Annotated in this window: 21 protein-coding genes; 9 read left to right on the forward strand and 12 right to left on the reverse strand. The window is 73.8% G+C overall.

The window, feature by feature from the left end; translation table 11 throughout:
• Positions 1-20: 20 nt before the first annotated feature.
• The 3 genes from ACZ3KJ_RS21835 to ACZ3KJ_RS21845 all read left to right on the forward strand — a co-directional run bounded on the left by ACZ3KJ_RS21835 (position 21) and on the right by ACZ3KJ_RS21845 (position 4,229).
• Positions 21-563, forward strand: a complete 543-nt coding sequence (locus tag ACZ3KJ_RS21835) for an Lrp/AsnC family transcriptional regulator (RefSeq protein WP_467529217.1) — start codon at positions 21-23, stop codon at positions 561-563.
• A gap of 1,783 nt (positions 564-2,346) precedes the next feature.
• The gene (locus ACZ3KJ_RS21840) at positions 2,347-2,859 is read left to right on the forward strand and encodes a hypothetical protein (RefSeq protein WP_467529218.1); all 513 of its coding nucleotides are present in this window, start codon (positions 2,347-2,349) and stop codon (positions 2,857-2,859) included.
• Positions 2,860-2,957: 98 nt separating this feature from the next.
• Positions 2,958-4,229, forward strand: coding sequence for an adenosylhomocysteinase (locus ACZ3KJ_RS21845; RefSeq protein WP_467529220.1), 1,272 nt, complete (start codon positions 2,958-2,960; stop codon positions 4,227-4,229).
• Positions 4,230-4,516: 287 nt separating this feature from the next.
• On the opposite strand, the gene ACZ3KJ_RS21850 is transcribed toward ACZ3KJ_RS21845, so the two are convergent.
• Positions 4,517-4,981 (reverse strand): DUF6299 family protein, encoded by a 465-nt coding sequence (locus tag ACZ3KJ_RS21850; protein ID WP_467529222.1) that lies wholly within the window; start codon positions 4,979-4,981, stop codon positions 4,517-4,519.
• A gap of 227 nt (positions 4,982-5,208) precedes the next feature.
• On the opposite strand from ACZ3KJ_RS21850, the gene ACZ3KJ_RS21855 reads away from it, so the two are divergent.
• The gene (locus ACZ3KJ_RS21855) at positions 5,209-5,397 is read left to right on the forward strand and encodes a DUF5999 family protein (RefSeq protein WP_467529224.1); all 189 of its coding nucleotides are present in this window, start codon (positions 5,209-5,211) and stop codon (positions 5,395-5,397) included.
• On the opposite strand, the gene ACZ3KJ_RS21860 is transcribed toward ACZ3KJ_RS21855, so the two are convergent.
• Positions 5,398-5,799: a RidA family protein gene (locus tag ACZ3KJ_RS21860; protein ID WP_467529225.1), complete on the reverse strand. Its 402-nt coding sequence runs from the start codon at positions 5,797-5,799 to the stop codon at positions 5,398-5,400.
• Entirely contained in the window at positions 5,796-6,926 is a 1,131-nt protein-coding gene (locus ACZ3KJ_RS21865) for an acyl-CoA dehydrogenase family protein (RefSeq protein ID WP_467529227.1), read from the reverse strand. Before ACZ3KJ_RS21865 ends, ACZ3KJ_RS21860 begins: the two co-directional genes overlap by 4 nt.
• Before the next feature lie 169 nt (positions 6,927-7,095).
• Here ACZ3KJ_RS21865 and ACZ3KJ_RS21870 point away from each other — a divergent pair, with 169 nt between their 5' ends.
• Together ACZ3KJ_RS21870 and ACZ3KJ_RS21875 are read left to right on the forward strand one after the other, a co-directional pair.
• Positions 7,096-8,724, forward strand: a complete 1,629-nt coding sequence (locus ACZ3KJ_RS21870; RefSeq protein WP_467529229.1) for an AMP-binding protein — start codon at positions 7,096-7,098, stop codon at positions 8,722-8,724.
• Positions 8,725-8,739: 15 nt separating this feature from the next.
• Positions 8,740-9,564 (forward strand): PaaX family transcriptional regulator, encoded by an 825-nt coding sequence (locus ACZ3KJ_RS21875; RefSeq protein ID WP_467529230.1) that lies wholly within the window; start codon positions 8,740-8,742, stop codon positions 9,562-9,564.
• 4 nt (positions 9,565-9,568) lie between these two features.
• Here the strand turns inward: ACZ3KJ_RS21875 and ACZ3KJ_RS21880 are convergent, their stop codons facing one another.
• Both ACZ3KJ_RS21880 and ACZ3KJ_RS21885 read right to left on the reverse strand, forming a co-directional pair.
• A complete protein-coding gene (locus tag ACZ3KJ_RS21880) occupies positions 9,569-11,977 on the reverse strand; it encodes a bifunctional salicylyl-CoA 5-hydroxylase/oxidoreductase (protein WP_467529232.1) in 2,409 nt (802 codons plus the stop codon).
• Positions 11,974-12,801 carry an enoyl-CoA hydratase family protein gene (locus tag ACZ3KJ_RS21885; RefSeq protein WP_467529234.1) on the reverse strand — a complete coding sequence of 276 codons (828 nt, stop codon included), beginning with the start codon at positions 12,799-12,801 and terminating at the stop codon, positions 11,974-11,976. Before ACZ3KJ_RS21885 ends, ACZ3KJ_RS21880 begins: the two co-directional genes overlap by 4 nt.
• 321 nt (positions 12,802-13,122) lie before the next feature.
• Between ACZ3KJ_RS21885 and ACZ3KJ_RS21890 the strand changes: the two genes are divergently transcribed.
• Entirely contained in the window at positions 13,123-13,581 is a 459-nt protein-coding gene (locus ACZ3KJ_RS21890; RefSeq protein ID WP_467529235.1) for an ATP-binding protein, read from the forward strand.
• Here ACZ3KJ_RS21890 and ACZ3KJ_RS21895 read toward each other — a convergent pair.
• The 3 genes from ACZ3KJ_RS21895 to ACZ3KJ_RS21905 all read right to left on the reverse strand — a co-directional run bounded on the left by ACZ3KJ_RS21895 (position 13,535) and on the right by ACZ3KJ_RS21905 (position 17,448).
• Positions 13,535-14,968, reverse strand: a complete 1,434-nt coding sequence (locus ACZ3KJ_RS21895) for an amino acid permease (RefSeq protein WP_467529236.1) — start codon at positions 14,966-14,968, stop codon at positions 13,535-13,537. The two genes, ACZ3KJ_RS21890 and ACZ3KJ_RS21895, sit on opposite strands and share 47 nt — an antisense overlap.
• A gap of 141 nt (positions 14,969-15,109) precedes the next feature.
• The gene (argF, locus tag ACZ3KJ_RS21900; RefSeq protein WP_467529238.1) at positions 15,110-16,117 is read right to left on the reverse strand and encodes an ornithine carbamoyltransferase; all 1,008 of its coding nucleotides are present in this window, start codon (positions 16,115-16,117) and stop codon (positions 15,110-15,112) included.
• 107 nt (positions 16,118-16,224) lie between these two features.
• A complete protein-coding gene (locus tag ACZ3KJ_RS21905) occupies positions 16,225-17,448 on the reverse strand; it encodes an arginine deiminase (RefSeq protein WP_467529240.1) in 1,224 nt (407 codons plus the stop codon).
• A 169-nt stretch (positions 17,449-17,617) separates the two neighbouring features.
• On the opposite strand from ACZ3KJ_RS21905, the gene ACZ3KJ_RS21910 reads away from it, so the two are divergent.
• Positions 17,618-18,820, forward strand: coding sequence for an SPFH domain-containing protein (locus ACZ3KJ_RS21910; RefSeq protein WP_467529242.1), 1,203 nt, complete (start codon positions 17,618-17,620; stop codon positions 18,818-18,820).
• Entirely contained in the window at positions 18,817-19,719 is a 903-nt protein-coding gene (locus ACZ3KJ_RS21915) for a hypothetical protein (protein WP_467529244.1), read from the forward strand. The genes ACZ3KJ_RS21910 and ACZ3KJ_RS21915 overlap by 4 nt, the downstream gene beginning before the upstream one ends.
• Before the next feature lie 519 nt (positions 19,720-20,238).
• On the opposite strand, the gene ACZ3KJ_RS21920 is transcribed toward ACZ3KJ_RS21915, so the two are convergent.
• The 4 genes from ACZ3KJ_RS21920 to ACZ3KJ_RS21935 form a co-directional block, all read right to left on the reverse strand.
• On the reverse strand, positions 20,239-22,794 hold the full coding sequence (locus ACZ3KJ_RS21920; protein WP_467529246.1) for a polynucleotide kinase-phosphatase: 2,556 nt from the start codon (positions 22,792-22,794) through the stop codon (positions 20,239-20,241).
• Positions 22,791-24,383 (reverse strand): 3' terminal RNA ribose 2'-O-methyltransferase Hen1, encoded by a 1,593-nt coding sequence (locus ACZ3KJ_RS21925; RefSeq protein ID WP_467529248.1) that lies wholly within the window; start codon positions 24,381-24,383, stop codon positions 22,791-22,793. The genes ACZ3KJ_RS21920 and ACZ3KJ_RS21925 overlap by 4 nt, the downstream gene beginning before the upstream one ends.
• Positions 24,384-24,682: 299 nt before the next feature.
• Complete coding sequence (locus tag ACZ3KJ_RS21930) at positions 24,683-25,606, reverse strand: LLM class F420-dependent oxidoreductase (RefSeq protein WP_389515575.1); 924 nt, start codon at positions 25,604-25,606, stop codon at positions 24,683-24,685.
• Positions 25,607-25,725: 119 nt separating this feature from the next.
• Positions 25,726-26,187, reverse strand: coding sequence for a DUF6099 family protein (locus ACZ3KJ_RS21935; RefSeq protein WP_467529250.1), 462 nt, complete (start codon positions 26,185-26,187; stop codon positions 25,726-25,728).
• Between the last annotated feature and the right edge of the window lie 127 nt (positions 26,188-26,314).

A 26,314-nucleotide genomic window follows, 5' to 3' on the forward strand; every position in this document is an offset into this window, starting at 1 on the left:
TGCATGTCACAATGGGCCGCATGGACGAACTTGATTCGGCGATCATCCGGCATCTCCAGCTGAACGCCCGGCAGTCCAACCGTGAACTGGCCCGCCGGATCGGGGTGGCCCCGTCCACCTCGCTCGAACGCGTGCGCTCCCTGGAGGAGCGGGGGGTGATCACCGGCTACCGCGCGGAGCTGAACCTCGCCGCGCTGAACCGGCACTACCAGGCGTTCGTCGCCGCGCAGGTCCGGCCGCTCAGCCGCACGGTCATCACCTCCTTCCAGGAGGCGGTCGCCAAGCTGCCGGAGGTGGTGGGCGTCTTCGTCGTCGCCGGTGGCGACGACTTCCTGATCCACGTCGCCGTGCAGAACAACGAGGCCCTGCACGCCTTCCTCATGGACCGCCTCAGCCAGCGGCGCGAGGTCGTCGGCTTCCGGACCATCGTGATCTTCCAGCACGCCCCCACGTCGCTGCTGTCCGCCCTGCCGGAGGCGCACCCCGCGTCCGCGGCAGCCCCGTCACCGGCCCGCGGAGCGGGGCGCGCGCGGAACACCGGCCGCCCCTCCAGCGGCGCCTGACGGCGTCTCGGCAGCCGGCGACCCAGCCGGGACACCGCCTGCCCTGACCTGGACCTCGCGGTTGCCCAGCCGCCGGCCCCGACGGCCGTCTCGTTGTCGGCGCGGACCGCCCGGCAGAAGGTGACGAACTTCGCGCGGGTCAGGTGCTGGGGTCAGGCGGGTGGCCTGGAACTCGCGAGGCGAGGATGCGGGGAGACCGGTTTCGAGGGAATCGACGCCCAGCGCCTCGATACACAGGGCCGGAGCGCGCTTTTTCCTCCGGGCGCCTGGCGTTCGCGGGAGCCTGCTCGCCGCCCCGGAGACCGGTGTAGAAAACGGAAACGCGACGTACCGAGGATTCCTGTCGCATTGGCGTCCTCCCATCCGATATCCGACTCGCCCACCCCCTTTCCCATACCACTGCGGAACACGAAGAAAGCGGCGCGCCGAGGTGTGGGTCGAACCGGGCGGGAATCGAAATCGACGAAGCCGGCTATGCCCGTTGGGCGATGTGCAGCACACACAGTGAGTGATCTCTCGGGAACCGGTCGCTTCGAGGCGATCCCCGCCCCCCTTGCGGCGGTCCATCGGAATCCCTGGCCGCAAAACCCTGTGCACACTCCGGTGGACGACCCGTCAAGGGAAACGGCCGGCCCGGGATCGACCGAAGGCGATCTCCCGAATGCAAGGTCGGTCGCGTGCGGCAACCCGAAGTCCGGGCACCGGACGGCAGAGTCCTGATCGATCCGGGGACGGAGCGCCGCATACCGGGGCCGGCGACGCCGCCGCCGTCGGGGTGGCGCGCGCCGAGCGCGGCGAACGCCACCGCGACGGGGACGCCGAGCAGCAGGACGGCCCAGGAGACCATCGAGGCGGGCTCCGCCGCGGCGGCCGCCGGCGCCGGTGCCAGCACTCCCGGCCCCAGGACGCCACCGCAGTACAGAGCTGTTCCCTGCCCCGGTCCGAGGCGGCCCCTGTGCATGAACGCTCCCCTTCCGCACCGGACGATCACGCGCTGCCCGCGCCCGCCGGCGTGCGGGACACGGCGGAGCGAGGTCCTTCGCTGATCATCCGTGGGAAGTCTAGGCAGGGGCGTCGGCCGCCCGCACGGATGCCGTACGGATGGCCGGCGCACCCCCGGAATCCGTGCTCGCGCGCGAACAAGATTCGGCGCCATTCATGCACCACCGGTCATATGACCGTCCCGATCGATTAACTCTCCTTCCTCCACCCATTGCCGAAGCCCGGCCACCACCCGTCGACGCCGCCGCTTCCCGTCGTTTACCGGCTGCCGACCGATCGAAATGGGTTGCCTTTTCCGAGCACGGCCGAACAACCCCCATACCGGACGATGTCACGTCGAAACGGCGGCCGGGAATCCATGCTTCCGACCCGTTCCACCGGGAGCGCGGCGGATGAGTATTCCGAATTCTGAGACAGCGAAGTCGATTCATCGGCGTCCGGTTGTCATTGCGGATCGTTCGGCTAAGCTCGCCGAGCCCGGACCGAATCCCTCTTGTCGAAAGGCCGTGTTCCAGCATGTCCACAGCCGGAGCGCTCGATCGGGAGAGCGCAGGGAGCCAGGTCGCGGCGCAGAGGAACAGGCCCGGCTCGCTCGTACTGCTCCGCGGTGTGCAGCTGATGCTGCTGCTGGACTTCTCGATCGTGAATGTGGCACTGCCCAGCGTGGAGTCCTCCGTCGGACTCGGCGCCGTGGGGACCCAGTGGGTGGTCGGCGCCTACGCACTCGGCTTCGGCAGTCTGCTGCCGCGGGCGGCTGTCGGACCCGCTCGGCAGGCGTCTGATGCTCGTCGTGGGCGTGGCGGCCTTCGGCGCGGCCGCACTGGTCGGAAGGCCGGCCACGGCCCCGGAACCGCTCGGTGGCGTACTGACCGAACTCGCCGGCCGGCGTGTGGTGTTCTTCGTCGATGTGCCGCTGACGGCCGTCGCCCTCCTCGCGGCGCTCAAGGTGCTGCCCGGGGCCGGCGGTGCGCGGGGCGAGCGCACCTACGACCTGCCTGGCGTCCTGCTGTTCGCCGCGGGCGGCCACCGCGGGGTGCCGGAGCGGCTCCAGGGTCTCGCCGGCGGACTGCTCAACACCTTCCAGCAGGTCGGTACGGCCGCCTTCGTGGCCGTCCTGGTGAGCCTGACGACCGCCCGCACCGAGTCGCTCGGAGCTCCCGCCCCCGACCACCGGGCCGCCGGATTCCAGACGGCCTTCACCGCGGGCGCCGTCGTCGCCCTGGTCACCACGCTGCTGGTGGCCGTCGCCCTGCCCGGGCACCGGGCCGTGGCCCGTACCGAAGCCACGGCCTGACACCGATCTCGGTCCGACCGCGACCGCCCGCGCCGGGCGGTCGGCGGCCAGGGGCCGACCACCAACCCTGCCTACCGGAGAGCGAGGCCAGTCCCGCCATGTCCGAACTGCCCCAGCACGATGTCAAGGACAAGACACTGAGCGCGCAGGGTGTGCGCCGGATCGAGTGGGCCGAGCGCAACATGCCCGTGTTGCGCCAGGTACGAGAACGGTTCGCCAAGGAGAAGCCCTTCGAAGGCGTCCGGTTCGCCGCGTGTATGCACATGACCACGGAAACGGCCGTCCTGCTGCGCACGCTGAAGGCCGGCGGCGCCGAGATCGCGGCCTGCGCCAGCAACCCGCTGTCCACGCAGGACGACACGGTCGCGGCGCTCGTGGCCGAGTACGGCATCTCCGTCTTCGCCGTCAACGGCATCGACCGTGACGGGTACTACCGGCACATCGACTCCGCGCTGGACATCGAGCCCGACTTCGTCTTCGACGACGGCTGCGACCTGGTCAACACGGTCCACACCGCCCGCACCGAGCTGCTCGGGAACATCAAGGGCGGCTGCGAGGAGACGACCACCGGCGTCGTCCGGCTGCGGCAGATGGCCGATTCCGGCGCCCTCAGGTTCCCGATGGTGGCGGTCAACGACACCGACACCAAGCACATGTTCGACAACCGGTACGGCACCGGCCAGTCGTCGCTCGACGCGATCATGCGGGCCACCAACCTGTTGTTCGCCGGACAGACGGTCGTCGTCGCCGGTTTCGGCTACTGCGGCCAGGGCGTCGCCCAGCGCGCGGCGGGCCTGGGCGCCCACGTCGTGGTGACCGAGGTCGACCCGACCAAGGCGCTGGACGCGCTGATGCAGGGCTACCGGGTGATGCCGATGGCGGAGGCGGCCCGCATCGGCGACGTCTTCGTCACCGTCACCAGCAACCGGGGAGTGCTGCGCCAGGAGCACTTCGAGGTGATGAAGGACGGCGCGATCCTGTCCAACGCCGGCCACTTCGACGTCGAGGTGGACGTCGCGGCGCTGGAGGCCATGGCGGTCGGGAAGCGCTCCCGCATCCGTCACCAGACGGACGAGTACGTCCTCCCCGACGGCCGCAGCCTGCTGCTGGTCGCCGAGGGCCGGCTGGTCAACCTCGGCGCCGCCGAGGGCCACCCCGCCTCGGTGATGGACATGTCCTTCGCGGACCAGGCGCTGACGGCCGAGTGGCTGACGGCGAACCACGCCTCCCTGGCCCCGCAGGTCCACGAGGTGCCCACCGAGATCGACAAGTCCGTCGCCCGGCTGAAGCTGGACAGCATGGGCGTGACGATCGACTCCTTCACCGACGACCAGAACGACTACATGAACTCCTGGGAGTACGGTTCCTGATCGTCTCCCGTCCGGTCGAGGCGGCACGGCCACGGGCCGGCAGGCGGACTCCGCCTGCCGGCCCGTTCGTCGTCCCGGTCACGTGCCTCGGGACCGTTCTGGCGTCTGCGCGCGTTCGGGGGTCCGCAGCCCTGCCTGCTTCGGGGGCGGGGCGCGCCTCGGCCCGTGCCGCGCCGGGAGTGCCCCGCACGCGGGTGGCGGTGGCGGTGCCGCCGGTGCGGCGGCCGGGTCGGCGGGGTGGGGCCGCCGGCCCGGCCGTTCGGTGCTCGGTCCGGGGTGACCGGCTGCTACCGGGCCGTCTTCGCCGGCGCGGCCTCCTGCTGGGTCTCCCCGGTCAGCGTGATGTCCTCCTCCTCGGCCGCGTGGAAGTGGGGCAGGGGCACGAAGCCGTGGGGCCGCAGTTCCATCAGCGTGGCCTGGACGTGGGCCTCGCCGGGCGTGAGGGCGTCCGGTGCGGCCTTGCCGGTGTTCACCCAGCGGTGCTCGGCGCCGTCGCACACCGCCCGGGTGCCGCCGATGCCGTACTGGGTGGGCGAGCTGCTCTGGCCGATGGACGTGCTGAGGACGACGGAGCCGGAGTCGCCGACGCAGCGGTAGGTGCCGGAGAGGGTGACCGTGCCGTCCTCGGCGATCTTGCCGGTCGGGTCGACGGTGACCGACTCGGACGTGTCGGCGGCGGCGGGCGCGGCCGGGGCGGCGAGCAGGAGCAGGGCGGCACCGGCGACCGCGGTCAGGACGGGGCGCAACGACATGGAAGGACCTCCTGTTGTGGGGGCTTCCACTGGTACCGGGCGATCGCCTCCGATCCCGTGACCGTCACCCCTTCGGTGGCGAGTCCGTGCCGCGCGTCGGCGGACGGTCGTGGAGTCGTCCTGGTGCTGTCACGATCGGGGCCCGCCCCTGGCGACGGCGGTCCGGCGGGCGCATGGTCGGTGTACGGGGCCGCCGGAGGGCGGTCCCACCGACGTGGAGGTGCGCCATGTGCGACCACGACTCCCCGAGCGCGTCCGCCGGCGCGGCACACGTCGTCGCCGCCCGCCCCGAGCAGGGGTGGAGCCTGCTGTGCGACGGCACGATCGTCTTCGACGACTCCGGCGAACTGCTGCCCGACGGCCGCGTGGTGGCCCCGCAGCGGGTGACCGCCGCGCGGCCGGCCGTCGCCGTCTGATCAGTCCGCGAGGACGGCGAACCCGTCGAGCTCGACGAGGGCCCGCTCGTCCCACAGCCGGACGATCCCCACGACCGCCATCGCCGGGTAGTCCCGGCCCGCCGACCGCCGCCACACGCGGCCGAGTTCGGCGGCGCAGGCCCGGTAGGCGGCGACGTCCGTGACGTACACGGTGACGCGCGCCAGGTCCGCGGGGGTGCCGCCGGTGGCCCGCAGCGCGGTGAGCAGGTTGCCGAGCGCGCGCTCGAACTGCTCCGGCAGCGTCCGCCCGACGACCTCGCCGTCGGCGTCGAGCGCGGTCTGGCCGGCCAGGAACACCACGCGGGAGCCGGTGGCGACGACCGCGTGCGAGAAGCCGGCCGGCGGGGCCAGCCCGGGCGGGTTCACCCGTTCGGCGGTCACCGCCGCGCCTCCGCGGCCGCGTACAGCTCCTTGGCGATGATGCCGCGCTGGACCTCGCTGGCCCCTTCGTAGATCCGGGGGGCGCGCACCTCGCGGTAGAGGTGCTCCAGCAGGTGTCCCCGGCGCAGCGCCCGGGCGCCGTGCAACTGGACGGCCGTGTCGACGACGTACTGGGCGGTCTCGGTGGCGAGCAGCTTGGCCATGGCGGAGCGGCGCGGGACGTCGGGGGCGCCGGTGTCGTACGCCGTGGCCGCCGCGTAGACCATCAGGCGGGCCGCCTCCGTGCGCAGGGCCATCTCGGCGACCTGGTGGGCGACCGTCTGGAGGTCCCGCAGCTTGCCGCCGAAGGCGTCGCGCCGGGCGGTGTGGGCGAGGGTGGCGTCGAGCGCGGCCTGGGCCATGCCGAGGGCGAGGGCGCCGACGCTGGGGCGGAACAGGTTGAGGGTGTCCATGGCGACCCGGAAGCCGCGGTCGGGGGTGCCGAGCACGTCGTCGGCGGTGACCCGGACGGCGTCGAAGGCGAGGGTGCCGACGGGGTGCGGGGAGAGCAGGTCGAGCGCGGAGCCGGTGAGGCCGGGGCGGCCGGCGGGGACCAGGAAGGCGGTGACGCCCCGGGCGCCGGCGCCCTCGGTGGTGCGGGCGAACACGGTGTGCAGGTCGGCCTCCGGGGCGTTGGAGATCCAGCACTTCTCGCCGGTCAGGCGCCAGCCGTGCGGCCCGTCCGGCTCGGCGGCCAGGGACAGCGCCGCCGCGTCCGAGCCGGCGCCCGGTTCGCTGAGCGCGAAGGCCGCCACCGCGCTGCCGTCGGCGACGCGCGGCAGCCACCGGGCGCGCTGGGCGGGGCTGCCGTGGACGTGCACCGGGTGCGCGCCCAGTCCCTGGAGGGCCAGGGCGGTCTCCGCCTCGGTGCAGGCGTACGCCAGGGACTCGCGCATCAGGCACAGGTCGACCGCGCCGGAGGTGAACAGGCGGGACAGCAGTCCGAGGCGGCCCAGTTCGGCGACGAGCGGGCGGTTGACGCGGCCCGGTACGCCCCGGTCGGCGAGGGGGCGCAGCCGGTCGGCGGCGAGGGCGCGCAGGGCGGCGCACCAGGCGGTCTGTTCCGGTTCGAGTGAGAATGCGGGCATCACCGGACCCCTCTCCGCGGCGGTCTCGCGTCGGCCTCCCGCCGCCCCGTCCGACGGTATCGCGAACCGTTGACTGCCGTCACCAACACGATACGCTCGGGGCGCGAGCCCACCACGACGCCCGTCACGGCGCCCGGAAGGCGCCCTCCAGGCAAGGGGGCGATCCGCCATGAACGACTCGGCCCATGTCGACACCTTCGCGCGCGACCATCTCCCGCCGCCCGGCCAGTGGCCCGAGCTCCGCTTCGACCTGCCGGAGCTGCGCTACCCCGAACGGCTGAACTGCGCCGCCGAGCTCCTCACCGGCCCCGCCCCCGGCCGGCCCGTCTTCCGCACCGCCGCCGGCCCCGCCTGGACGTACGGCGAGCTGCGCGCCCGCGTCGACCGGCTCGCGCACCTGCTGACCGGCCGCCTCGGCGTCGTCCCCGGCAACCGGGTGCTGCTGCGCGGGCCGACCACGCCGTGGCTGGCGGCCTGCTGGCTGGCGGTGCTGAAGGCGGGCGGGATCGCCGTCACCGTGCTGGACCGGCAGCGCCCGCGCGAGCTGCGCACGATGTGCGCGATAGCCCGCGTGGAGCACGCCCTGTGCGACGTCCGGGCCGTCGACGACCTCGCCCGCGCCGGGGTGCCGGGCCTGCGGATCACCACCTACGGCGGGGACGCCCCCGACGACCTGCTGCGCCGGCCCGCGCCGGACACCCCGTACCGGGCCGTGGAGACGGCCGCCGACGACGTGGCGCTGATCGCGTTCACCTCCGGCACCACCGGGCGGCCGAAGGGGTGCGCGCACTTCCACCGGGACGTCCTCGCCGTGGCCGACACCTTCTCGGCGCGGGTGCTCCGGCCGCGGGCGGACGACGTCTTCGCCGGCTCTCCCCCGCTCGGCTTCACCTTCGGCCTCGGCGGGCTGCTCGTCTTCCCGCTGCGGGCCGGGGCGAGCACGCTGCTGCTCGAACAGGCCGGTCCCCGGCAGCTGCTGGACGCCGTCGCCCGGCACCGGGTGTCGGTGCTGTTCACCGCGCCCACCGCCTACCGCGCGATGCTCGCCGGGCTCGACGGGCACGACCTGTCGTCGCTGCGGCGCTGCGTCTCGGCGGGCGAGAACCTGCCCGCGGCCACCTGGCGCGCCTGGCACGAGCGGACCGGGCTGCGGCTGATCAACGGCATCGGCGCCACCGAACTGCTGCACATCTTCATCTCGGCCGCCGACGAGCGGATCCGGCCCGGCACCACGGGCGTCCCCGTCCCCGGCTGGCAGGCGCGCGTGCAGGACGAGCGCGGGGAGCCCGTCCCCGACGGGCAGCCGGGGCTGCTCGCCGTGCGCGGACCGGTCGGCTGCCGCTACCTCGCCGATCCCCGGCAGAGCGCGTACGTGCGCGACGGCTGGAACATCACCGGAGACACCTACGTCCGCGACCGCGACGGCTACTTCCGGTACGTCGCCCGCGCCGACGACCTGATCGTCTCCGCCGGGTACAACATCGCGGGGCCCGAGGTCGAGGAGGCCCTGCTGCGGCATCCGGACGTCGTCGAGGCGGCGGTCGTCGGGCGTCCCGACGAGGAACGCGGACAGGCCGTCGTGGCGTTCGCCGTGCTGCGCGCGGGGGCGCGGCCGGACATCGAGGCACTGCGCGCCTTCGTCCTGGCCGAGCTGGCGCCCTACAAGTGCCCGCGCGAGATCGTCCTCCTGGACGCCCTGCCGCGCACGGCGACGGGCAAACTCCAGCGGTTCCGGTTGCGCACCGCCGCCGCCACCGATGCGGACACCGATGCCGACACCGATGGTGACCAGCAGTGATGCCGACGACCTAAGATGATCAACGTGTCCGACCAGCCTGCACCTCGGTCTCTCATCGTCACGCTCTACGGCGCGTACGGCCGCTTCACGCCGGGCCCGGTGCCCGTCGCCGAGCTGATCCGGCTGCTCGCCGCGGTCGGCGTCGACGCGCCCTCCGTGCGCTCCTCGGTCTCCCGGCTGAAGCGCCGCGGACTGCTTCTGCCGGCCCGCACCGCGCAGAACGCGGCCGGCTACGAACTGTCCGAGGAGGCGCGGCAGTTGCTGGACGACGGCGACCGGCGGATCTACGCCACCGCGCCGCACGGCGACGAGGGCTGGGTACTGGCGGTGTTCTCCGTGCCGGAGTCCGAGCGGCAGAAGCGGCACGTCCTGCGGTCCCGGCTGGCCGGTCTGGGCTTCGGTACGGCCGCCCCCGGCGTGTGGATCGCGCCGGCCCGCCTGTACGAGGAGACCCGCAACACGCTGCGGCGGCTGCGCCTCGACCCGTACGTGGACCTCTTCCGCGGCGAGCACCTGGGCTTCGCGCCGACCGTCGAGGCCGTGGCCCGCTGGTGGGACCTGGCGGCCGTGGCCAAGCAGCACGAGGACTTCCTGGACCGGCACGAACACGTACTGCGCGCTTGGGAGGCGCGCGCGGACACCCCTCCCGAAGAGGCCTACCGCGACTACCTCCTGGCCCTCGACTCCTGGCGCCACCTGCCCTACGCGGACCCCGGCCTGCCCGCCCGCCTGCTTCCCGACGACTGGCCCGGCGCGCGCTCGGCGGCCGTGTTCCGGGGGCTGCACGAGCGGCTGCGGGACGCGGGCGCGGAGTTCGCCGGGGTGCCCGCGACCTCCTGAGAAGTCAGCTCCCCGGCGTCGGACGGGGTCCGGGCGCGTCCGCGCGGCCGGTGCGCGGCGGGCGGCTGCCCGCCCGGTACGGCGCCGGCCAGACGACACCGGGGCCGTCGTAGCCCTGTTCGGCGGCGGCGTGCAGCGTCCAGTGCGGGTCGTACAGGTGCGGGCGGCCCAGGGCGCACAGGTCCGCACGCCCGGCCAGGACCAGCGAGTTGACGTCGTCCCAGGAGGAGATCGCGCCGACCGCGATCACCGGGACGCCGACCGCGTTGCGGATCCGGTCCGCGAACGGCGTCTGGTACGACCGCCCGAACTCCGGCGCCTCCTCGGCGACGACCTGCCCGGTGGAGACGTCGATGGCGTCGGCGCCGTGCGCGGCGAAGGCGCGGGCGATCCCGACGGCGTCCTCGGCCGTCGTGCCGCCCTCGGCCCAGTCGGTGGCGGAGATCCGCACCGTCATGGGCCGCTCCTCGGGCCACTCGGCCCGGACGGCGTCGAACACCTCCAGCGGGAAGCGCAGCCGCCGCGCGAGCGAGCCGCCGTAGGCGTCGTCACGGCGGTTGGCCAGCGGCGAGAGGAAGCCGGACAGCAGGTAGCCGTGCGCGCAGTGCAGTTCGAGCAGGTCGAAGCCGGCCCGCGCGGCCCGCCGGGCGGCGGCCGCGAACTGCTCGCGCAGATCCGTCAGTTCCGCTCGGCCGAGCTCCCGGGGCAGCCGGCCGCCCGGCTTGTACGGCAGCGGGGAGGCGGCCACGAGCGGCCAGTTGCCGTCGGGCAGCGGTTCGTCCATGCCCTCCCACATCGGCCGGGTGGAGCCCTTGCGCCCGCAGTGGCCGAGCTGGACGCCGATCGCGGTGCCCGGCGCCCGCGTGTGCACGAACTCGGTGATCCGCCGCCACGCCTCGGCCTGCCGGCCGGTGTACAGGCCGGTGCAGCCGGGGGTGATGCGCCCCTCGGGGGACACGCACACCATCTCGGTCATCACCAGGCCGGCCCCGCCGAGGGCCCGGGAGCCGAGGTGGACGAGGTGGAAGTCGCCGGGCAGGCCGTCCGTCGCCGAGTACATGTCCATCGGGGAGACGACGACGCGGTTGCGCAGGGTCAGGCCGCGCAGCCGGAACGGCGTGAACATCGGGGGCGTGCCGGGCGCGCAGCCGGCCTCCCGCTCCACCGCGCCGGTGAAGCGGGGGTCGCGCAGCCGCAGGTTGCCGTGGGTGACGCGGCGGCTGCGGGTGAGCAGGTTGAAGGCGAACCGGCGGGGCGGCTGGTCCACGTACAGGGCGAGGTCCTCGAACCACTCCAGGCTGGCCCGGGCGGCCCGCTGGGTGGAGGCGACGACGGGCCGGCGCTCCTCCTCGTAGGCGGCCAGCGCCCGCTCCAGGGACGGCTGTCCGTCCAGGCAGGCGGCCAGGGCGAGGGCGTCCTCGACGGCGAGCTTGGTGCCGGAGCCGATGGAGAAGTGGGCGGTGTGGGCGGCGTCGCCCAGCAGGACGAGGTTGCCGTGCGACCAGCGCTCGTTGACCACCGTGCGGAAGGTGGTCCACGCGGACCGGTGGGACCTCAGCGGCCGGCCGCCGAGCGCGTCCGCGAAGATCCCGGCGCAGCGCTCGGCGGACTCCCGCTCGCCGAGTTCCGCGAAGCCGGCCGCGCGCCAGACCTCCTCGCGCATCTCGACGATCACCGTCGAGGCGTCGGCCCCGTACGGGTAGCCGTGCAGTTGCATCACGCCGTGCTGGGTCTCGGCCGTCTCGAAGCGGAAGGCGTCGAAGGCGACGTCGGCGGCCAGCCAGAGGTAGCGGCACCGGTGGCCGACCCCGTGGGGCCGGAACACCTGGGCGTACGCCTCGCGGGTGGTGCTGTGCACCCCGTCGGCGGCGACGACGAGGTCGTACGCGTCCACGAGCCGCGCCGGATGCGGTGCCTCGGCGCGGAAGCGCAGGTCGACGCCGAGGGAACGGCAGCGGTCGTGCAGGATCCGCAGCAGCCGCTGCCTGCCGAGGGCGGCGAAGCCGTGGCCGCCGGAGGTGTGGCGGACGCCCCGGTGCACGATGTCGACGGCGTCCCAGTGGACGACGTGCTCGCGCAGGGCCTCGTGGACCACCGGGTCGGCGTGTTCGATGCCGCCGAGGGTGTCGTCGGAGAGGACGACGCCGAAGCCGAAGGTGTCGTCGGGGGCGTTGCGTTCCCAGAGGGTGACCTCGCGGCCGGGGTCCCGGCGTTTCAGCAGGGCGGCGGCGTAGAGGCCGGCGGGGCCGCCGCCGATGACCGCGACGCGTCGGGGGCCGTCCGTCTCCTCGCGCGGGTGCGGGCCGGTGGGGGCCGGCCGCGCCCCGTGGCGGAGCCGGGTGTCGAGGCGGCCCCGCGCCCCTGGGGCCGGCGTCCTCGCGTCGGCCGGCTGGTGCCGTCGGTCGGGCCTCACCGCCCCTGCCACTTCGGCGCCCTCTTCTCCGTGAACGCCGCGTGGAACTCCGCGTAGTCCTCCCCGTTCATCAGCAGGGCCTGGGTGGCCGCGTCCAGTTCCACCGCCGCCGCCAGCGGCATGTCCAGTTCGGCCGTCAGCAGGGCCTTCGTCTGCGCGTACGCGAGGGCCGGGCCGGCGGCCAGGCGGCGGGCCAGGCGTTGTGCGGCCGCGTCCGCGCCGCCGTCCTCGGCCAGTTCGCTGATCAGGCCGATCCGCTCGGCCTCGGGGGCGCGCACCGGTTCGCCGAGCATGAGCAGCCGGGTGGCGTGTCCGAGGCCCACCACCCGGGGCAGCAGGTAGGCGGCGCCCATGTCGCCGCCGGAGAGGCCGACGCGGGTGAAGAGGAACGCGAAGCGGGCGGTGGGGTCCGCGACGCGGAAGTCCGCGGCCAGGGCGAGGACGGCGCCGGCGCCCGCGGCCGCGCCGTGGACGGCCGCGATCACCGGGAACGGGCACTCCCGGACGGCCCGCACGACCTGCCCGGTCATCCGGTTGAAGTCGAGGAGCTGGGCGGTGTCCAGGGCCAGGGTGGCGCCGATGATCTCCTCGACGTCGCCGCCGGAGCAGAAGCCGCGTCCCTCGCCGGCCAGCACCAGGGCGCGCACGGAACGCTCGCGGGAGAGTTCGGCGAGCAGGTCGCGCAGGTCGGCGTAGGCGCCGAAGGTGAGCGCGTTGAGTCTCTCCGGGCGGGCGAGGGTGACGGTGGCCACGCCGTCGGCGTGGCGGACGCGGAGGTGGTGCCAGTCGGGGGTGCGGGCGGCGGAGCCGGTGAAGGGACTCATGAGGGCGGCCTCCTCGACGAGCGGTCACCTCGAAATTATCACTCATGCGTGACTGTCGTCAGGAGTACGCGATAGAGGGGGCGGGTAGGCCACCGGGGAGTCACCGTCTGACCTGTTCGCGTCACAGCCGTCACCGGTCCTCGACAGCCCGGCAACAGCGGGATCGGGGGCGCGAGCGGGGCCGTTGAGCCGGGTAGGCCGACCGGTGACGCGGCCGGCGGTCCCGGACGGCGACCGCCGCGCGCCTCGGCGGGAGGCCCGCCGTACCATTCCCCGAGCCGAAAGCAGGACCGCCTGATGTCGAGCACAGGAACCTGCGCCATGAACGGACCCGCCGTGCACGAACACCCCGCCCCGCCCGCCTCCTGGCGCATCGCGCTGCCGCACTCCGCCGCGGCCGTGCCGGTGGCCCGCGCCCTGGTCCGTACGGCCCTGGCCGGGCTGGAGCACGGGGCGGACAGCGACACGGCGGAGCTGCTCACCGCCGAGCTGGTGGCGAACGCCGTGGAGCACACCGCCGGGGACGACCCGATCGAGCTGGTGGTGCAGCTGCTGCCGGCCGGCTGCCAGGTCGAGGTGCACGACCCCGACCCGGTCCCGCCCGGCGACCTCACCCGCCCCCGCGGCGGGGAGCCCGACCCCTGGCAGGAGCACGGGCGCGGTCTGCTGCTGATCCGCGCCCTGAGCTCGTCCTGCGGCCACCGCCCCACCGCACGGGGCAAGGCGGTGTGGTTCAGACTGGCTGCGGTTCCGCCACAGCGGCGTCCGCGTCCCGCGTGACCCGCGACAGCCTGGAGTGGCGGCGCCCGTAGAGGGCGTACAGCACGAGACCCGCCGCAAGGAACAGGGCGAACTGCACCCAGGTCGCCCAGCCCGTCTCGTACATCAGGTACAGGCAGCAGCCGACGCCGAGCAGGGGCAGCAGCGGGAACAGCGGTACGCGGAAGGTGCGGGCCAGGTCGGGCTCCCGGCGGCGCAGGGCGATGACCGCGATGTTGACGACGGCCATGATGGCCAGGGTGCCGATGGTGCACAGGTTCATCACGGCGTCCAGGGAGGCGAAGGCCGCCGGGAGCGCGAAGACGACCGCGACGATCAGCGTGCCGGCGACCGGCGTGGCGGTGCGGGGCGAGACCCTCTCGAAGACGCGCGGCACGAGTCCGTCCCGGGCCATGGCCAGCAGGATGCGGGTCTGGCCGTACATCACCGCGAGGACCACGGACGCGATGGCGACGACCGCGCCGAAGGCGACGATCCCGCCGCCGACGGAGGAGCCGGTGACCTTGTCGACCACGTACGACAGGGCGGCGGGACGGCCGCCGACCTCGTCGCCGCCGACGGCGCCGATCGCGGCGAGCGCGACCGCGCAGTACAGCAGGGTGACCACGCCCATGCAGACGAGGATCGCCACGGGCACGTCCCGGCGGGGGTTCCTGGCCTCCTCGCCGGCCGTGGTGATCGCGTCGAAGCCGATGTAGGAGAAGAAGGCGGCGGTGGTGCCGGCGCCGATGCCGCCGAGGCCGGCCGGGGTGAACGGGGTGAGGTTGCCGTCCCGGAAGGCGCTGAGGCCGATCGCGCAGAAGACGACGAGGATGGCGATCTTGAGGACCGCCATGGCGGCGGTGGCCCGGGCGCTCTCGCGCACTCCGCGCACCAGCAGGACGGCGGCCATGGCGATGACGAGGACGGCGGGCAGGTTCACCGCTCCCCCGTCGCCGGGGCCGGCGGACAGGGCGGCGGGCAGCTGGTGGCCGGTGAGACTGTCGAGCAGCTCGTTGACGTACTGGCTCCAGCCGACGGCGACGGCGGACACCGAGACGCCGTACTCCAGGAGCAGGCACCAGCCGACGACGAAGGCGGTGCTCTCGCCGAGGCTCGCGTAGGCGAAGGAGTACGAGGAGCCGGAGACCGGGATGGCGCCGGCCAGCTCGGCGAACGCGAACGCGGTGAAGACGCAGGTGATCGCGGCCAGGACGAAGGAGACGACGACGGCCGGACCTGCCTGGGCGACCGAGTCGGACAGGCCGACGAAGATGCCGGTGCCGACGATCGCGCCGACGCCGAAGCAGACCAGCTGGAAGAGGCCCATCGTTCGGCGCAGGCCGTGGCCCTCACGGTCGGCGCCGGACGCGGCCACCAGGAGGGCGGGGGACTTGATGCGGGGCATGCGGGTGGTGCTCGTTTCTGGTGGTGCGGGGGTGCGACCGGATCCGGTCGCGCGGCGGCCTCGGAAGGGATGGCTCCGGGCCGCCGGACAGCAGGTGGACAGCATGAGGCCCGGCGACGGGCGTCGTGCGGGGGGGTGCGGTCAGGCCAGGGTCGCCACGAGGACGGCCTTGATGGTGTGCAGCCGGTTCTCCGCCTCGTCGAAGACGACCGAGTGGGCCGACTCGAAGACCTCGTCCGTCACCTCCAGGGAGTCCAGGCCGTGGCTCTCGTGGATCTCGCGGCCGACCTTGGTGCCCAGGTCGTGGAAGGCCGGCAGACAGTGCAGGAACTTCACGTCCGGGTTGCCGGTGGCGCGCAGGACGTCCATCGTCACCGCGTACGGGGCGAGGGCGGCGATCCGCTCGTCCCAGACCTCCTTGGGCTCGCCCATCGACACCCACACGTCGGTGGCCACGAAGTCGGCGCCGCGCACGCCCTCCTCCAGCGACTCGGTGAGGGTGACGCGGGCGCCGGTGGCCGCGGCGAGCTCATGGGCCCGGTCGACGATCTCCTGGGCGGGCCAGTAGGTCTTGGGGGCGACGATCCGCACGTCCATGCCGAGCAGGGCGCCGGTGATCAGGTAGGAGTTGCCCATGTTGAAGCGGGCGTCGCCGAGGTAGGCGAAGGCCGTGTCGGACAGCGGCTTGGCGCAGTGCTCGGTCATCGTCAGCACGTCGGCGAGCATCTGCGTGGGGTGCCAGTCGTCGGTGAGGCCGTTGAAGACGGGCACGCCCGCGTGGGCGGCCAGCTCCTCGACCTTGTGCTGGCTGTCGCCGCGGTACTCGATGCCGTCGAACATCCGGCCGAGGACCCGCGCGGTGTCCTTCACCGACTCCTTGTGGCCGATCTGGGAGCCCACGGGGTCGAGGTAGGTGGTGGAGGCGCCCTGGTCGGCGGCGGCGACCTCGAACGCGCAGCGGGTGCGCGTGGAGGTCTTCTCGAAGACGAGGGCGATGTTCTTGCCGCGCAGGTGCTGGACCTCGGTCCCGGCCTTCTTCGCGGCCTTCAGTTCGGCGGCCAGCTCGATCAGGCCGCGGAACTCCTCCTGGGTGAAGTCCAGCTCCTTGAGGAAGTGGCGGCCGGCGAGGGCGGTCGGGACTGTCGCCATGGGGCGCTCCAGAGGTGCGGTGCATGAGGTGCAGTGACAGGGACCCTTGGAAGTCTATACGACGCTCAGCATTTATATACGGAGCCGTACCGCCTCCACCCGAACACCTATACGGCCTCCCGCTCGACCGGACAGCTCATGCAGCGCGGCCCTCCCCTCCCCCGCCCCAGTTCGCTGCCCGGGATCTCGATCACCTCGATGCCCTGTTTGCGCAGGTGGGTGTTGGTGGTGGCGTTGCGCTCGTAGGCGACGACGACGCCCGGTTCGACGGCCAGGACGTTGCAGCCGTCGTCCCACTGCTCGCGCTCGGCGGCGTGCACGTCCTGGGTCGCGGTCAGCACCCGGATCTCGCTGAGGCCGAGCGCGGCCGCGATCGCGCGGTGCATGTGCTCCGGCGGGTGGTCGGTGACCTTCAGCTCCTTCTCGCCGACGCCCGGCTCGATGGTGTACGAGCGGAGCATGCCGAGGCCCGCGTACTGGGTGAAGGTGTCCCCGTCGACCATCGTCATCACGGTGTCCAGGTGCATGAACGCGCGCCGCTTCGGCATGTCCAGGGCCACGATGGTCTCGGCCGAGCCCGCGGCGAACAGCTTGTGGGCGAGCATCTCGACGGCCTGGGGGGTGGTGCGCTCGCTCATGCCGATCAGGACGGCGCCGTCGCCGATGACGAGCACGTCCCCGCCCTCAATGGTGGAGGGGTAGTCGGCCTGCCCCTCGGACCAGAGGTGGAACGCCTCGTCGCGGAAGAGGGGGTGGTGGCGGTAGATCGCCTCGAAGTGGACCGTCTCGCGCCGCCGGGCGGGCCGGCGCATCGCGTTGATGGAGACGCCGTCGTAGATCCAGGCGGAGGTGTCGCGGGTGAAGAGGTGGTTGGGCAGCGGACCGAGGAGGAAGTCGTCGAGTTCCATGACATGGAAGCGGACCGAGGTCGGTTCGGGGTGCGCCTCCAGGAACTCCCGCTTGGTGATGCCGCCGACCAGGAGTTCCGCGAGGGCGGGCGCGGGGAGGTTCTCGAAGGCGGCGCGGAGGTGGTCGGTGGCGAGCACCCCGTACTCCTTCTCGTCGAAGACCCGGTCCAGTACGAGCTCCCGGGCCGCCGGGATCTCCAGGGCCTCGGTGAGCAGATCGCCGAAGAGGTGGACGGCGACGCCGCGGTCGCGCAGCACGTCCGCGAAGCCGTCGTGCTCGGCGCGCGCCCGGCGCACCCAGAGCACGTCGTCGAAGAGCAGGGCGTCCTTGTTGCTGGGGGTGAGCCTTTTGAGCTCGAGATCCGGCCGGTGCAGGATGACGCGGCGCAGCCGCCCGGCCTCGGAGTCGACATGGAATCCCATGGCTTCATCCTGGCCGTCGCGGACCGCCTTCACCCCCGCCGGCCCCGATTCCCCGCGGATCCGCTCACTTCCGCCGCTTTTCGTCCCCTTGACGACAAGCAGCCCCTCCCATTATCGTCGTACTGACGAAATCCGGTGCGAGGCACGACGTCCAGGGGGGACCCTTTTCATGGCCGACATCACCCGGCGCCTGGGCTGGCGCCACCTGCGGGGCGCCCCGACGGCCCACATCCGCCACCACCGCTCCGGCAAGCTCGCGCACGACGGGCCGGGCCTCAGCTTCTGGTACCGCTCGCTGACCGCCGCGCTCTCCGAGATACCGGTCGACGACCGGGAACTGGCGATGACCTTCCACGCCCGCACCGCGGACTTCCAGGACGTGACCGTGCAGGCGACGGTGACCTACCGCGTCAGCGACCCCGCCGTCGCCGCCGCCCGCCTCGACTTCTCGATCGACCCCGACACCGGCGGCTGGCGCGGCGCGCCCCTGGAGCAGCTCGGCACCCTGCTGACGGAGACGGCCCAGCAGCACGCGCTGGACGTCCTCGCCCGTACGCCGCTGTCGGCGGCCCTGGTGGACGGGGTGGCGTCGGTGCGGGAACGCGTCGCGGCGGGACTGGCGGCCGAGCCCCGGCTGCCGGCCACGGGCATCGAGGTGGTCGCCGTGCGGGTCGTCGCGCTGCGGCCGGAGCCCGAGGTGGAGCGGGCGCTGCGCACCCCGGCCCGCGAGCAGATCCAGCAGGAGGCCGACCGGGCGACGTACGAGCGGCGGGCGGTGGCCGTCGAGCGGGAGCGGACCATCGCCGAGAACGAGCTCGCCAGCAAGATCGAACTGGCTCGGCGCGAGGAGCAGCTGGTCGAGCAGCGCGGCACCAACACCCGGCGGGAGGCGGAGGAGAGCGCCGCCGCGGACAGGGTCCGGGCGGACGCGGAGGCGTCCCGAACCGTGCGGCTGGCGGAGGCGGAGGCCGCGCGCTCGGTGAAGCTCGCGGAGGCGGAGGCGGCGCGGGCCGTGAAGCTCGCGGAGGCGGAGGCCTCCCGGGCCGTGAAGCTGGCCGAGGCGGAGGCCGACAAGCAGGTCCGGCTGGGCGACGCCGAGGCCCGGCGCACGGAGCGGCTGGCCGAGTCGGAGGCGGCCCGCGCGGTACGGCTCGCCCGCGCGGAGGCGGAGGCGGCGCGCGAGGTGGGCGAGGCGCGGGCCCAGGCCCAGGCGGCGTGGCTGCGGGTGCACGCCGACGTCGACGTGGCCACGCTGCACGCCCTCACCGGGACCCGGCTCGCGGAGAACCTGCCGCACATCGACAGCGTGACCGTCTCGCCGGACGTGCTGACCGGGCTGCTGGCCCGGCTCGGCGCCGGGGGCCGGGAGTGAGCCTGGCCCCGCGGGCCGTGGTCGTCCACCGCACCACGGAGTACGAGGAACTGGTGGCCCGGCACGGCACGCACGGCCAGGCCGCCTTCTTCCTCGCCTCGCGCGGCCGGGACATCGAGGAGGTGGCCGAACGGCACCGCGGCACCCGGCGGGCGCTGGCCGAGGTGACCGCCGCCATTCCGCTGACGTGGCGGCAGACGCGGGTGGAGCGGGCCGACCTGGACCGCTTCCTGTTCGGGCCCGAGGACGTGGTGGTCGTGGTCGGCCAGGACGGGCTGGTGGCGAACGCCGCCAAGTACCTGACCGGGCAGCCGGTGGTGGGCATCGACACCGACCCCGGGCGCAACCCGGGCGTGCTGGTCCGCCACCGGGCGCGGGACGCCGGTGCGCTCCTGCCGGCCGCGCTCGCGGCGGCCGGCCCGCGGGTGGACGAGCTGACCATGGTCGAGGCCGTCGCCGACGACACGCAGCGGCTGGTGGCCCTGAACGAGATCTATCTCGGCGCGGCCGGCCACCAGACCGCCCGGTACCGCCTGGGCCTCGAGGGCGACGGGGGTGTCGTCGAGGCCCAGGCCTCCTCCGGAGTGCTGGTGGGGACCGGCACGGGGGCGACCGGATGGCTCCGGTCGGTGTGGCGGGAGCGGGGCGGCGGGCTGCGCCTGCCCGCGCCCACGGACGAACGCCTGCTGTGGTTCGTCCGCGAGGCCTGGCCGTCCCCGGCCACCGGGACCTCCCTGGTGGCCGGGGAACTCGCCCCGTCGGCCCACCTCCGCCTCACCGTCGAGTCCGAACGCCTGATCGCCTTCGGGGACGGCGTGGAGACCGACGCCCTGGAACTGACCTGGGGCCAGACGGTCCGGGTGGGCGTGTGCGAGCGGCGCCTCCGGCTGGTGGGCTGAGGACCGGCTCCGCGGGCTGCACCGGCTCCGCGGGCCGGGCCTCAGGGCGGCAGGCGAGTGAGCCTTCGGCTCCGGGCCGTCAGGCTTTCAGGTGCCGGGCAGCCGTGGTGGCCGGGGGTCAGGAGCCGGGGCCGGGCCTGAGGCCAGGAGCCGGGGCCGGAGGCCGGGGACCTGGGAGCGGGCCCAAGGCCTGGGCGCGAGGGCCGGGGCCCGGGGTGGGGCCGGACCCGAGGCCTGGGCCGGTGGGGCACAGTCTCAGGTCCACCGGTTCCGGCTCCAGGGCCAGCACCTTCAAAGGCCGGGGGCCTGAGGGCCGGGGTCCAAAGGCTTGGTGGCCGCAGGCCTGGGACCTGGGGGCAGGACCGAGGGCCGGGGCCGACGGCCTGGCCCAAAGCCCGAGGCGGGGATCCGAGGCCCGAGGCCGAGGCCCCAAGCCCGAGACCGGAACCCCAAGCCAAAGCCCGAGACCTGGGCCCCTGGCCCGAGACCTGGGCTCCTGGCCCGGCCCGGCCCGGTGGGTCACAGTCTTGGGTCCACCGGTTCCGATTCCAGGGCCAGGACGCCGAACACCGCCTCGTGGACGCGCCACAGGGGCTCGCCCTCGGCCAGGCGGTCCAGGGCCTCCAGGCCGAGGGTGTACTCGCGGATCGCGAGGGAGCGCTTGTGGTTGAGGAAGCGCTGCCGCAGGCGGGCGAGGTTGTCGGGGCGGGTGTACTCCGGGCCGTAGATGATGCGGAGGTACTCGCGGCCCCGGCACTTGATGCCCGGCTGGACCAGGCGGCCCTGGTCGCCGCGGACCACGGCGCCGAGCGGCTTGACGACCATGCCCTCGCCGCCGCGGCCCGTCATCTCCAGCCACCAGTCGACGCCGGCCCGCACCGACTCGGGGTCCGCCGGGTCGACGTACAGGCGCCGTGTCGTCCGGAGGAGCCCGGTGCCGTCGTGTTCCACCATCCGGTCCAGCAGGGCGAGTTGCTCGTCGTGGGGCAGGCCGGCGAGGCTGCGGCCCTGGACGGCGAGGATCTGGAACGGTGCCAGGCGGACGCCGTCGAGGCCGTCCGTGGTCCAGCAGTAGCGCCGGTAGGCCTCGGTGAACGCGGCCGCGTCGGCGGCCCGTTCGCGCTGGCGGGCCAGGAGGCCGGCGACGTCCACCCCGCGGGCGGCGGCGCCCTCCAGTGCGGCGAGGGCGCCCGGGAAGACGGCTCCCGAGGCGGCGCCCACGGCCGCGTACTGCGAACGCAGCAGCCCGGCCGCCTTCAGCGACCACGGCATCAACTCGGCGTCCAGCAGCAGCCAGTCGGTGTCGAGTCCGTCCCACAGTCCGGCCGCGCCGACCGCCGTGCGGACGCGGTCGAGGATCCGCTCCGTCACCGACGCGTCGTCGAAGAACGGACGTCCGGTCCGCGTGTACAGCGAGCCGGTCGGCCCGTCGACGCCGAACCGCCTGCGGGCCGCCTCCGCGTCCCGGCACACCAGCGCCACCGCCCGCGAGCCCATGTGCTTCTCCTCGCACACGACCCGCGCCACCCCGTCCTCGGCGTACTGCGCGAACGCCTCCGCCGGGTGCTCCAGGTACCCGTCCACCCTGCTGGTGGCCGTCGGCGCCATGGTCGGCGGGAGGTAGGGCAGCAGACGCGGGTCGACGGCGAAGCGGCTCATGACCTCCAGGGCCGCCGCCGCGTTCTCCTCGCGGATCGAGATACGGCCCTGGTGCCGGGTCTCGACGACCCGCCGCCCGTGCACGTCGGACAGGGCCAGCGGCCGCCCGTCGTGCCCGCCGGGCGCCTCCGACCGCAGCGGCCTGGCCGGCTCGTACCAGACCCGCTCGGCCGGTACGTCGACCAGTTCCCGCTCCGGCCAGCGCAGCGCGGTCAGCTTGCCGCCGAAGACGGCGCCGGTGTCCAGGCAGATGGTGTTGTTCAGCCAGGTCGCCTCCGGAACGGGGGTGTGGCCGTAGACGACGGCCGCGCGGCCCCGGTAGTCCTCCGCCCACGGGTAGCGCACCGGCAGGCCGAACTCGTCGGTCTCGCCGGTGGTGTCGCCGTACAGGGCGTGCGAGCGGACGCGGCCGGAGGTGCGGCCGTGGTACTTCTCCGGCAGGCCGGCGTGGCAGACGACGAGCCGGCCGCCGTCGAGGACGTAGTGGCTGACCAGTCCGTCGATGAACTCCCGCACCTCGGCGCGGAACTCCTCGCTCTCCCCCGCCATCTGCTCGATGGTCTCGGCGAGGCCGTGGGTGGGCTGCACCGCGCGGCCGCGCAGGTGGCGGCCGTACTTGTTCTCGTGGTTGCCGGGCACGCAGAGGGCGTTGCCCGACTTGACCATCGCCATCACGCGGCGCAGCACGCCGGGGCTGTCGGGGCCGCGGTCGACGAGGTCGCCGACGAAGACGGCCTGCCGGCCGTCCGGGTGCACGCCGTCGGCGTACCCCAGCTTGCCGAGCAGCGCCTCCAGTTCGGCGGCGCAGCCGTGGACGTCGCCGATGATGTCGAAGGGGCCGGTGAGGTGGGTCAGGTCGTTGAAGCGCTTCTCGGTGACGACGGTGGCGTGCTCGATCTCCTCCACGCCCCGCAGCACGTGCACCTTGCGGAAGCCCTCGCGCTCCAGGCCCCGCAGGGACCTGCGGAGTTCGCGGGTGTGGCGCTGGACGACCCGGCGCGGCATGTCGGCGCGGTCGGCGCGGGCCGCGTTGCGCTCGGCGCACACCTGCTCCGGCACGTCCAGCACGATCGCTATGGGCAGCACGTCGTACCGCTTGGCCAGGTCGATCAGCTGGCGGCGGGCGTCCTGCTGCACGCTGGTGGCGTCGACGACCGTGCGCCGGCCGGCCGCGAGCCGCTTGCCCGCGATGTAGTGCAGGACGTCGAAGGCGTCCCGGGTGGCGCTCTGGTCGTTCTCGTCGTCGGAGACCAGACCTCGGCAGAAGTCGGAGGAGATGACCTCGGTGGGCCGGAAGTGCCGGCGGGCGAAGGTGGACTTGCCCGAGCCGGAGGCGCCGATCAGCACGACGAGGGAGAGGTCGGTGACGGGCAGGACGCGGCCCTGCCGCGGGGTGGTGGCCGGGGTGTCGGTCATGCCGCCTCCGCCTCCTTCTTCTCGTCCGGTGTGCCGGTCTGCGCGGGTGTGCCCTTCTGGGGCGGTGTGCCCTTCTGGGGCGGTGTGCCCTTCTGGGCCGGTGTGCCCTTCTGGGCCGGTGTGTGCTTCGGGGCCGGTGTGTCGTTCGGGGTGCTCAGGGTGAACACGGCCATCTGGGTCGGCGGTCCCACCTCGGGGTCGTCCGGTCCGACGGGCGCGTGGCGCACGTCGTAGCCGTGCCGCGCGGCGACGGTCTCCGCCCAGGTCCGGAACTCCTCGCGGGTCCACTCGAAGCGGTGGTCGCCGTGCCGGACGTGACCGGCCGGGAGAGACTCCCAGCGGACGTTGTACTCGACGTTCGGGGTGGTCACCAGGACCGTGCGCGGACGGGCCGCGCCGAACACCGCGTACTCCAGGGCGGGCAGCCTGGGCAGGTCGACGTGCTCGATCACCTCGCTGAGCACGGCGGCGTCGTACCCCTTGAGCCGGTCGTCGGTGTAGGCGAGGGACCCCTGGCGGAGGGTGACGCGGGAGGCCTGGCGCTCGCCCATGCGGTCCAGCCCCAGCCGGCGGGAGGCGATGGCGAGCGCGCGCATCGACACGTCGAGGCCGACGATCTCCGTGAACCGGGCGTCCTTCAGCAGCGCCTGCACCAACTGGCCCTGGCCGCAGCCGAGGTCGAGCACCCGGGCGGCTCCGGCCGCCTGGAGCGCCGCGACGATCGCGTCCCGGCGCCGCACCGCGAGCGGGGTCGGCCGTTCCTCCGTCTCCGCCTCCGCCGCGACCGCGTTGTCGATCTCCTCGACCTCGGTGTCGTCGGCCTCGGCGAGCCGCACCAGTTCCAGCCGCTCCCTCGCCTGCCGGGTCAGCGACCAGCGGCGCGACAGATAGCGGCTGGTGATCAGGTTCTGCTCCGGGTGACCGGGCAGCCAGCCCTCACCGGCGCGCAGCAGCTTGTCGACCTCGTCGGGGGCGACCCAGTAGTGCTTGGCGTCGTCGAGCACGGGCAGCAGCACGTACAGGTGGCGCAGGGCCGCGGCGAGCGTCAGCGCCTCGGACTCCAGCACGAGACGGACGTACCGCGAGTCGCCCCACTCCGGGAACCGCGTGTCCAGCGCGACCGGTTCGGCGGTCACCGTCCAGCCGAGCGGCTCGAACAGACGCCGTACGAGGCCGGGGCCGCCGCGGGCGGGCAGCGCGGGCACCTCGACGCGCAGGGGGCGCGCCCGGTCGGGCAGTTCGGGCCGGGCGGCGCAGACTCCGCGCATCGCGCTGGAGAACACGCCGCTGAGCGCGACCGCGAGCAGCGAGGAGGCCGCGTACGGGCGGTCGTTGACGTACTGCGCGAGGGCGGCGTCGGGTGCGCCGCCGCGGCCCTTCCCCTTGCCGCGCCGGACCAGCGCCATGGGATCCACCTCCAGCAGCAGCGCCGCCGTGCAGCGCTCGGTGTCCGCCTCGGGGTAGAGGACGTGCGCCGTGCCGTAGGAGGTGGAGAACGCCTGCGCCCGGTCGGGATGCTTGTGCAGCAGGAAGCCCAGGTCGGTGGCGGGGCGTTCGGGGGTGCCGGTGGTGGTGACGGTCAGGAACACGGTGGGCTGCCTCGAAGGGCTCGAAGGGCTCGAAGGGCTCGGAAGGGGCCGGACGGAGGGTGCGAAGGGGGTGGAGGAAGGGGTCGGGGGACACGAATGCGCTGGTGGTGTGCCCGCGGCACACCGTCAACGTACCGAGAAAGGGTGCGGGAGCACCCGGCATTTTCCGCGCCGCCCGGTCGCCCGCTTCCAGGGTCCGGCCCCGAGCTTTCCGATGCCGAGGTGACGGGCCGGGCGGTACCCGGCGGGAGGGGTGTCCGACGGGCCGGACAACGATGTCCGGCCCGTCGGACCGGGCGTCACGACAGCTGCGACTGCACCTGGGCGGAGATCAGCTCCAGGTGGTCCAGGTCGTGCAGGTCGAGGACCTGGAGGTAGATGCGCCGGGAGCCGACCTCGGCGTAACGGCCGATCTTGTCGACGACCTCGCCCGGGGTGCCCGCCAGGCCGTTCTCCTTCAGCTCGTCGACCTCGCGGCCGATCGCGGCGGCGCGGCGGGCGACCTCCTGGTCGTCCTTGCCGACGCAGACCACCAGGGCGTTGGAGTAGGTGATCGCGTCGGCCGGGCGGCCGGCCGCCTCGGCGGCGGCCCGGACCCGGCCGAACTGCCGCTCGGTGTCCTCGACCGAGCTGAACGGCATGTTGAACTCGTCGGCGTACCGTGCCGCCAGGCGGGGCGTGCGGCTCGCGCCGTGCCCGCCGATCAGCACCGGGATCCTCGCCTGGGCGGGCTTGGGCAGCGCGGGCGAGCCCTTCAGCTCGTAGTAGGTGCCCTGGAAGTCGAAGGTCTTGCCGGTCTCCGTGCCCCACAGGCCGGTGACGATCTCCAGCTGCTCCTCCAGGCGGCCGAACTTCTCCTTCGGGAAGGGGATGCCGTACGCCGTGTGCTCCTCCCCGAACCAGCCCGCGCCCAGGCCGAGCTCGACGCGGCCGCCGGACATCTGGTCCACCTGCGCGACCTGGATCGCGAGGACGCCGGGCAGCCGGAAGGTGGCGGCGGTCATCAGCGTGCCGAGGCGGATGCGCTTGGTCTCCCGGGCGAGGCCGGCGAGGGTGATCCAGGCGTCGGTGGGGCCGGGCAGGCCGTCCACGTCGCCCATCTTGAGGTAGTGGTCGGAGCGGAAGAAGGCGTCGAAGCCGAGCTCCTCGGTGGCCTTCGCCACGGTGAGGAGGGTGTCGTACGTCGCCCCCTGCTGGGGCTCGGTGAAGATGCGGAGGTCCATGCCCCCATCCTGCACTCCGGACGACCGGTCGCCCCCACCGGTCCCGTCCTGCACTCCGGACGACGACCCGTCGCCCCCCACCGGTCCCCCGCCCGCGCAGCCCGCGCCCGGACGGGGCGTCACCGCTCCGGGAGCGCCCCCTCCCGCGCCGCCAGTTTCCGCAGCATCTCCATGACCCGGTCCCGGGCCTCGTCCGCCGCGTCGATGGCCTCCATGCACTGCCAGTACGTGCCCTCTCCGTCCGCCGCGCTGGCGAGGCCGACGAGCGCGATGCCGACCTCGCCGAGCAGACCGCCGAGGCAGAGCAGCGCCTCGCGGGCGTCGTCCAACTCGGTGAGCTGGGCGGCCCGCAGGTCCCCGGGGTCCAGGACCGGCGCGTCCAGCACCCCGCAGCCCCGGCCCGCCAGCTCGGTCAACCCCAGTGCCTCACCGCGCAGTTCGGGCGGTCCGGAGACGGCGAGGCGACTGCCGATCGCCTGGGCCAGGGCCTGCGCCTGCCACACCTCCGTCAGGGTCCGAGGCCCGTCGTCGCTGCTCGCGAGAGCGCGCCTGCTCGTCAGGATGAGCCGCACCGCGTCCATGCGCCGCCCCCGTCCGTCCCGGACGTGCTCCTCGCACATCCGTCACCCGAACTCGATTGTCCACTACCCAGAGTGAGGGTCTGTGGGACGAAAAGCCAGAGGAAGACGGAAATCTGTGGACAACAAA

The sequence above is a fragment of the Streptomyces sp. NPDC003248 genome (assembly GCF_055563235.1).